Origin of the sequence: Desulfovibrio sp. 1214_IL3152 (genome assembly GCF_036763055.1) — a bacterium.
Classification (GTDB): Bacteria; Desulfobacterota; Desulfovibrionia; order Desulfovibrionales; family Desulfovibrionaceae; genus Desulfovibrio.
In genome coordinates this window covers 1-6,990 of the sequence record NZ_JBAIYW010000385.1, presented here as the reverse complement: position 1 = coordinate 6,990, position 6,990 = coordinate 1, and the positions used below count along the sequence as shown (strand labels likewise).

Sequence of the window (6,990 nt, the reverse complement as noted above, 5' to 3'; positions counted from 1 at the left end):
GGACGCCGCATTCCCGCCCGTTGCGCACAGAGCGGACGCGGCAGAGACACGCAGCAGTTCGCCCGACTGTACGTTCCGCGGTGCGCCTGCCTGTAGTTTGACTGTAAGTTCTGCGGCGAGTTCGGCAACGTAATCGCCTGATAAAAATAGAAAAAGGCGGTATGGATTTTCCATGCCGCCTTTTTCTGTTCCGCCGCCGCGATCCACGCTGGCCGCGTAATGCCGGTCAGGGTCTGATGACCTTGTCCGCAAGATCAAGGCTGGTTACTATATCAAGCATATTGGAAGTTTCCCCCACAGCCTTTGCTTCCAGCAATCCATAATGCCCAAGGCAGGCCCCGCACACCAGAATGGAAACGCCCGATGCCGCCAGCCGCTGCAGTGACTCAAGCGCAGGGCCGGACCGGGCCGCCAGCTTCACGCCGCCGTTGACAAGCACCAGACGCCACAGACGGGGGCCAAGTTCCGGCAGCGTAGCCAGAAAATTTTCCATAAGCTTCATGCCCAAGGTGTCATCGCCGCGCCCCAGTGTTTCTGTGGTCAGCAAAACAAGGGTCTGCGCGCCCGGTCCTCCTTCCACTGCGCCGGACCCTGCGCCCTGTGGCGCAGTGACCGGCACGCTCCCGACGGGCAATCCGTCTCCTCCGTCGGCCAATACGGCCTTGATACGCCAGCACCGGGGGTCTTCCTGCGCAACCTCAAGCAGATAGCCACGGCCCTGAAGAAAGCGCTGCACATTTTCCAGCGCGGGGGCGTTGTCAACCACCACTTCCAGTGCAGCGGCCCCTTCCCCGACGGCAGTGCGACAGCGGATGACCGGTTGAGGGCAGGCAAGCCCCCTGCAATCAAGAATCTCCATAATATCAACCTCTTTGCTGTTACATGGTTTTATTTACATTTCTTGCTGTTAAGAGTAAATATACATTTGCCGATAAGCAAGCAAACCAAGGCGGAAATATATGGGCATTATACTGCAACTCTTCATACTGTGTTCACTCGCCGGCATGGCTTTTATGGGTGCGCTGCACGGCTTGCAATGGCTGCTGCCTGTTTTCGCCGCAGCCTGTGCCGTGGCGGACGCGCTCCTTTGGCTGAAACGCAGGACCGAGGACAAAAAACTGCGGGAGCAGAGCGACGCTCTTTTTGTCGATGGCGCTGCGGCCCGCGAGGGTGATGTGACCGAACGCGCCGGATACTGCTTCAGCCACCTGCACGACGCGGAACAGGCCGTGGCCGAAGACGCCGCTGCCATCAAACATATGAACGCCACGGCCGACGAACTTAAAGCACGTCTGGCCGCGGTTGAAGAAGAAAAAAAGAACCTGCACAACAAGTCCGAACGCGGGGCAATGGTGCTGCACAAGGCGCATTCGGTATGCAGCAATCTGTCCTCCGACGTGCGTGGGCTGACCAGCCTGGTGGTCGAGGTGAGCAAGGGCGTCGAGTCCCAGCGCGACAGTCTCACTGAAAGCAGCCAGGCTATGGAAAAAGTTTCGCAGGCCGCCTTCCAATCGTCAACCAGGGTACAGGAACTTTCAGAAAGCGCCCAGCGCTCCAGCGCCAGCGCCGCCACGGGCGAACGCGAAGTGGAAGGCGCGCTTTCTTCCATCGAAAAACTCAAGGATATCATCGTACAGCTCAAGGCGGCCATGGCCGGGCTGGGCGAAAAAGCCAGCAATATCGGCCATGTCATGAATGTCATCAATGAAGTGGCCGACCAGACAAACCTGCTGGCTCTCAATGCCGCCATTGAAGCCGCCCGGGCCGGAGATGCCGGGCGCGGCTTTGCCGTGGTGGCCGACGAGGTGCGCAAACTGGCCGAAAAAACCATGGGCGCAACCAAGGAAGTGGAAGAAGCCGTGCGCGCCATACAGGATGAAACACAAATCAATGTGCAGACTGTGGACAGGGCTGCCCGCCTGAGCATGGACGGGGCCGAGCAGGCCGCCCGTGCCGGGGCCTTCATGCGCGACATTCTCCACGCCATGAACGAAACCGCCGCCCACCTCCAGAGCATAGCCCAAGGCGTCAAGGATCAGTCCGAGCAGAGCATCGGCACAAGCGAAACGATGGGTGAAATCCGCCGGATATCGGAACAGACGGTAGCCGGCATGGAGACGTTCATCGCCGCCCTCATGAGCTTCCAGAGCGGCATGGAAGAACTGGACATGACCATCAACGCGCTGGTCTCCGGCGACTACGAGCAGGCCACATCGGACAAGTTCGTCCAGTGGACGCCCAAGCTCGACCTGCATGTCGCCATGGTGGACAGGCAGCACCGGCTGCTGGTTGACTATATCAACGAGCTGTACACGGCAATGGCACACAACCGCACAACGGAAGAGCTTCAGGCCATTCTGCGCAAGCTGCGCGACTACACGGCCACGCACTTTGCGGACGAAGAAAAGCTGTTCACCGCCACCGCCTATCTGGGCGCGGCGGAACACATGAAAATCCACAGAAAGTTTGTGGCAAAACTGGATGAAGTGGAAGAACAGCTCAAATCCGGTACGGCCACCGTGAGCATGGATCTGCTGACCTTCCTCAAGGACTGGCTTGTGCAGCACATTATGGGTACAGACCCCACCTATCTGCCGTACCTCAAAAAGGAAGATTTTGAGCAGGATCACGGCCGGTAGAAACCTGCCTGCCAGCACCGGTTCACTGGCCTTATACCCTGGCACCACGCGGCCTGACGCGGAACACAGGCATGCCTGAGGGGCGCGCAGGCGGCACTTCCGGGCAGCAGGAACAAAAAACAGTTACCTTCCCTGAAAAACACGCCAAAAGGGCCTTGCCGCAGCAGTGCGGCAAGGCCCTTTCTGTTCCTGCGCGGGCCAATGACAAAACGTAACACTTACGACCTTACACGACTGTTCCAAAACGCCAGCACACTGCACTGCTTCCGGAAAGCGCAGGCTGCCCTGCCCTCGGCGAAAAATCCGAACCGCGCGACACGCAAGCCGGATGACACTCAAAAACGACAACACCAGACACAAAAAGCCTTTCTGTGACTGAGTATGCCAGCAATATTCGCAGCAGAGGGATGGAGAGATGCGCTACCTGTCTGAATTCCATAATATATAGCAGATTATATCATCTACAAATCGAAAAATATTACACAGAGATTAATGCATCTTTATCATTTTAATTTTATATGCATAAGGCGCTATACAGTATAATAGGATTGATTACATAACTATCGCCTTCAAAAAAACATTGATTTTCAAATCACGGCCAAGATAGATTTTTGTTAATTTACCTTAACTAGGGTGCGTACATATTTTTAAAAATCTCTTCTCAGGAAATAAGCCATGGTCTGGACGATTGAAAACGAAGAAGTTATCCGAGTTGGAGACTCTACAACGCACGGCGGCAAGGTGCTTACCGGGTCTGAAAATACGTTTTATGAAGACATACCAATAGCCAGAGTAGGAGACAGGGTATCCTGCCCAAAATGCAAAGGAACGCATCATATTGTCAGTGGCGCTCCAGAAGCGTTCGATGATCAAAAGCCGATTGCCCGCAATGGGGATTTGGTTTCTTGTGGAGCAAAACTGATTGCCCGAAGTGCTGCGGCAAACTCTCAGGAGGAGCGAATTCCATATGCTGGGCCATTCGACGGGCAATACGATGAACAAATCATCGCTATTGATGCCACAACTGGTAAGCCCATTCATTATTATCCATTTTTTATTGAAACTGAGGACGGTAGAACCTATATGGGACGAACCGACAAAGGAGGGAAAACTCCCCGCATAAGCACACAAGGCAAACAACTCCTGACAGTATATTGGGGTGAAGAGGCCGTACTCAAGGGCGCAGAATAAAGGAGTTGCTTATATGCCAAACCGCAAAAATACCATGCTGACGAATCTCAAAGAAGGTTCACAAGTCAAAGAACCCAAAAAAATCATTTCGTTCAGTGAGCTATGGGGTAATTTTCCTACAGGCTATCCCTGCGACGAAAATACATATGAAGATCAATGTGCCATTCGTGTCGCGGTTGCCCTTCAAAGATGTGGCGCATCATTTAAAACATACAGAGGAGCAACATGCGGACTGCATAAGGACGAAAAGCATGCTCTCCGCGCCGAAGAACTTGCAAACTGGCTCAACAAACGATACTTGGCGAACTGGCCTGCCCCAACCGATATTACGGGGACAGATTGGCAGAAAAAGGCAGATGGAAAGACAGGAGTGATTTTTTTCAAAGATTACTGGCTCCGCAAAGGTGAAAGATATCCTTCCGGCGATCATATAGATTTATGGAATGGCTCAAGATTTCCCATTACCTCAGCTCCTTCGGCTGCTATGAATATTCTCCGGTTCGGCTTAGGGGTTGGTTCAATTGACCTCTTTGATATTCAGTATTCCGATTTGGCTGGTGCCAGTAAAATTCTTATTTGGGAGCTACTGTAGTGAAAAATCTGTTTATTGGAATCCTGAGTTTTTGCATAAGCTTTATAGTAGGTTGCCAATTTATCAGGGTGCCAGCTTCTCAGATCCCAGTCTGTGGTGAAGACTGTGCTGGATATTCTGTACTTTGTGGAATTATATATTTTATTATTTATTTCCTATCTTGCTTTTTTTTCGCCATGAACTATTCACGTTCACAAAAAACAGAATACATTGTTCGCCTTTTGTGCTTTTTCGGGGTAACGGCTCTGATAGGCTTTTCAATCAACAGGTACATATTATTTGGGGAGCCCTAACAAAAGGCGCTTGGTGATAGCTGCCTTGCAAAACCGGCAACGCGCGACCAGTCAAGCGGCGTTGCACAGAATGGCGGACTGCTTTGTTTAGGGCAGGGGAAAGAGGGGCGGTTCAACCAAGGCAGGCACATGTCGGACATCTCCGGCGCGTTGCGCCTTCATTTTCTGACCTTCGGTTCCGCGCTCCCTCCCCCCCCGCAGTTCCGGCTCCACCTGTACGGCCTCCCGGTCACAGGCATGATCTCTTCCGCCATTGACCGGGCAGCCATGATCTTGACGGCACACTTCAGTTGTCGCCTGAAAAAGATTACTGGCTCCGCAAAGGTGAAAAATATCCTTCCGGCGATCATATAGATTTATGGAATGGCTCAAGATTTCCCATTATCTCTGCCGCTTCGGCTGCTGCGGGCATGCTCTGGTTCGGCTTAGGGGTTGGTTCAATTGATCTCTTTGACGGCTTCCTTCAGTATTCTGATCTTGCTGGCTCAAAAAAAATCCTCATTTGGGAACTGCAGTAATGAAAAAAATTCTCATTGGTATTTTTAGTTTCTGCATAAGCGCTATAGTTGGCTCTCAGTTTCTCAGAATACCAGGTTTACCGGCTCCGCGTTTTTATGGTGAAGATTATGCTGGTATATCAGAGCTTTTCATCATGCTGTTAATATATTGCATTGCATATATTACAGCATGCCTTTCCTTTGCTGTTAAATTTTCGCGTTCACAAAAAATAGAATACATTGTTCGCCTCTTGTGCTTTTTCGGGGTAACGGCTCTTATAGGCTTTTCAATCAGTAGGTACATATTATTTGGGGAGCCCTAACAAAAGGCGCCTGGTAATAGCTGCCTTGCAAAACCGGCAACGCGCGACCAGCCAAGCGGCGTTGCACAGAATGGCGGACTGCTTTGTTTAGGGCAGGGGAAAGAGGGGCGGTTCAACCAAGGCAGGCACATGCCGGACTTCTCCGGCGCGTTGCGCCTTCATTTTCTGACCTTCGGTTCCGCGCTCCCTCCCTCGCCGCAGTTCCGGCTCTCTTGCTCTGAAGCAGCGCGTTCTTATTTTGGCAAAAAGCGTTGGGCAGTGACGCCAAAAGGGGAAGCAACAATAAAAAAGGGGAAAAACGCCAAAAACGTTTCTCCCCTTTATACTGAAAGCGTGGCAGCGGGCCTGCATTGTCGCAATATTCAGAACAGTTGCCCATCAGTACCCGCACAGCGGCCGCGTACCGTCAAAAACCTCCCCCTTGTCCGGGACGGTGTTTGCGTCAGTTGCCGCACATACCCAGAAAGTAACCGTGAAGGCGCGTATCCGGAGTCAGCTCCGGATGAAAGGACGTAGCCAGAATGTTGTTCTGGCGTACGGCCACGGCCTGCCCCTTGACCTCGGCCAGCACCTTTACGTCCGGCCCCACGCTGGTGATGACAGGAGCGCGGATGAAAACCGCCGGAACGGGTTCCGGGCCGATTTCCGGCATGCTGAGGTCGGTTTCAAAGCTGTCCACCTGACGGCCAAAAGCATTGCGCCGCACAGTGGCGTCCAGCACGCCCAACCGGGGCTGGTCTGAATTTTCAATAACGCGGCACAGCAGGATAAGTCCGGCACAACTGCCATACACCGGCATGCCCTGTTCAATGCGCTCGCGCAGAGGTTGCAGCATATGCCACTCGTTGAGCAGCTTGCCCATGGTGGTGCTTTCGCCGCCCGGAATGATCATGGCATCAATGCCATCCATATCCTTGAGCTGACGCACTTCGCGGGCCGCCACGCCCAGACGGGACACGGCGGCCACATGCTCACGAAAAGCCCCCTGAAGGGCCAGAACACCCACACAGCGTGCGGCCATATTACCAGCCCCGCTCCTGCATGCGCTCGCCCGAGGGAATGGTGGAAATTTCAATACCCACCATAGGTTCGCCCAGATCGCGGGAGATTTCGGCCAGCAGGGCGAAATCCTTGTAGTTGGTCACGGCCTGCACGATGGCCCTGGCACGCTTGGCCGGATCGCCGGACTTGAAGATGCCGGAACCCACAAACACGCCGTCGCAGCCAAGATGCATCATCATGGCGGCGTCAGCCGGGGTGGCAATGCCACCGGCGGCAAAGTTGACCACGGGCAGGCGGCCTTCTTTGCGCACGAGCAGGCACAGTTCAAGAGGAGCGCCCATTTCTTTGGCAAAGTTGGGTACTTCGGCTTCGGGCAGGGCGCAGAGCATGCGCACTTCGTCCATAACCTGGCGGCAGTGGCGCACAGCCTCCACCACGTTGCCAGTGCCGGGC

At 53.7% G+C, this 6,990-nt stretch carries 8 protein-coding genes and 1 pseudogene; 5 read left to right on the top strand and 4 right to left on the bottom strand.

What is annotated here, in order from left to right:
• Both V6C07_RS08435 and yedF read right to left on the bottom strand, forming a co-directional pair.
• A partial coding sequence (locus V6C07_RS08435) for a hypothetical protein (RefSeq protein WP_333535953.1) occupies window positions 1–207 on the bottom strand: 207 nt, incomplete at its 3' end.
• A gap of 19 nt (window positions 208–226) precedes the next feature.
• Window positions 227–859, bottom strand: coding sequence for a sulfurtransferase-like selenium metabolism protein YedF (gene yedF / locus V6C07_RS08430; protein WP_333535952.1), 633 nt, complete (start codon window positions 857–859; stop codon window positions 227–229).
• 100 nt (window positions 860–959) lie between these two features.
• On the opposite strand from yedF, the gene V6C07_RS08425 reads away from it, so the two are divergent.
• The 5 genes from V6C07_RS08425 (at window position 960) to V6C07_RS08405 (ending at window position 5,233) form a co-directional block, all read left to right on the top strand.
• Complete coding sequence (locus V6C07_RS08425) at window positions 960–2,639, top strand: bacteriohemerythrin (RefSeq protein ID WP_333535951.1); 1,680 nt, start codon at window positions 960–962, stop codon at window positions 2,637–2,639.
• Window positions 2,640–2,710: 71 nt separating this feature from the next.
• On the top strand, window positions 2,711–2,854 hold the full coding sequence (locus tag V6C07_RS08420; protein WP_333535949.1) for a hypothetical protein: 144 nt from the start codon (window positions 2,711–2,713) through the stop codon (window positions 2,852–2,854).
• 460 nt (window positions 2,855–3,314) lie between these two features.
• Window positions 3,315–3,830 carry a PAAR domain-containing protein gene (locus V6C07_RS08415; RefSeq protein ID WP_333535948.1) on the top strand — a complete coding sequence of 172 codons (516 nt, stop codon included), beginning with the start codon at window positions 3,315–3,317 and terminating at the stop codon, window positions 3,828–3,830.
• Between the two features lie 13 nt (window positions 3,831–3,843).
• Entirely contained in the window at window positions 3,844–4,422 is a 579-nt protein-coding gene (locus V6C07_RS08410) for a type VI secretion system amidase effector protein Tae4 (RefSeq protein WP_333535946.1), read from the top strand.
• A 583-nt stretch (window positions 4,423–5,005) separates the two neighbouring features.
• The gene (locus tag V6C07_RS08405) at window positions 5,006–5,233 is read left to right on the top strand and encodes a hypothetical protein (protein ID WP_333535944.1); all 228 of its coding nucleotides are present in this window, start codon (window positions 5,006–5,008) and stop codon (window positions 5,231–5,233) included.
• Between the two features lie 744 nt (window positions 5,234–5,977).
• Here V6C07_RS08405 and pdxT read toward each other — a convergent pair.
• Together pdxT and V6C07_RS08395 are read right to left on the bottom strand one after the other, a co-directional pair.
• Complete coding sequence (gene pdxT / locus V6C07_RS08400; RefSeq protein ID WP_333535942.1) at window positions 5,978–6,556, bottom strand: pyridoxal 5'-phosphate synthase glutaminase subunit PdxT; 579 nt, start codon at window positions 6,554–6,556, stop codon at window positions 5,978–5,980.
• Between the two features lies 1 nt (window position 6,557).
• Window positions 6,558–6,990, bottom strand: a pseudogene (locus tag V6C07_RS08395) (pyridoxal 5'-phosphate synthase lyase subunit PdxS); the annotation flags it as partial.

Bases quoted from the DNA above. Each gene is read 5' to 3' on its own strand.
- yedF (WP_333535952.1), bottom strand. From the start codon at position 859: ATGGAGATTCTTGATTGCAGGGGGCTTGCCTGCCCTCAACCGGTCATC.
- V6C07_RS08425 (WP_333535951.1), top strand. From the start codon at position 960: ATGGGCATTATACTGCAACTCTTCATACTGTGTTCACTCGCCGGCATG.
- V6C07_RS08420 (WP_333535949.1), top strand. From the start codon at position 2,711: ATGCCTGAGGGGCGCGCAGGCGGCACTTCCGGGCAGCAGGAACAAAAA.
- V6C07_RS08415 (WP_333535948.1), top strand. From the start codon at position 3,315: ATGGTCTGGACGATTGAAAACGAAGAAGTTATCCGAGTTGGAGACTCT.
- V6C07_RS08410 (WP_333535946.1), top strand. From the start codon at position 3,844: ATGCCAAACCGCAAAAATACCATGCTGACGAATCTCAAAGAAGGTTCA.
- pdxT (WP_333535942.1), bottom strand. From the start codon at position 6,556: ATGGCCGCACGCTGTGTGGGTGTTCTGGCCCTTCAGGGGGCTTTTCGT.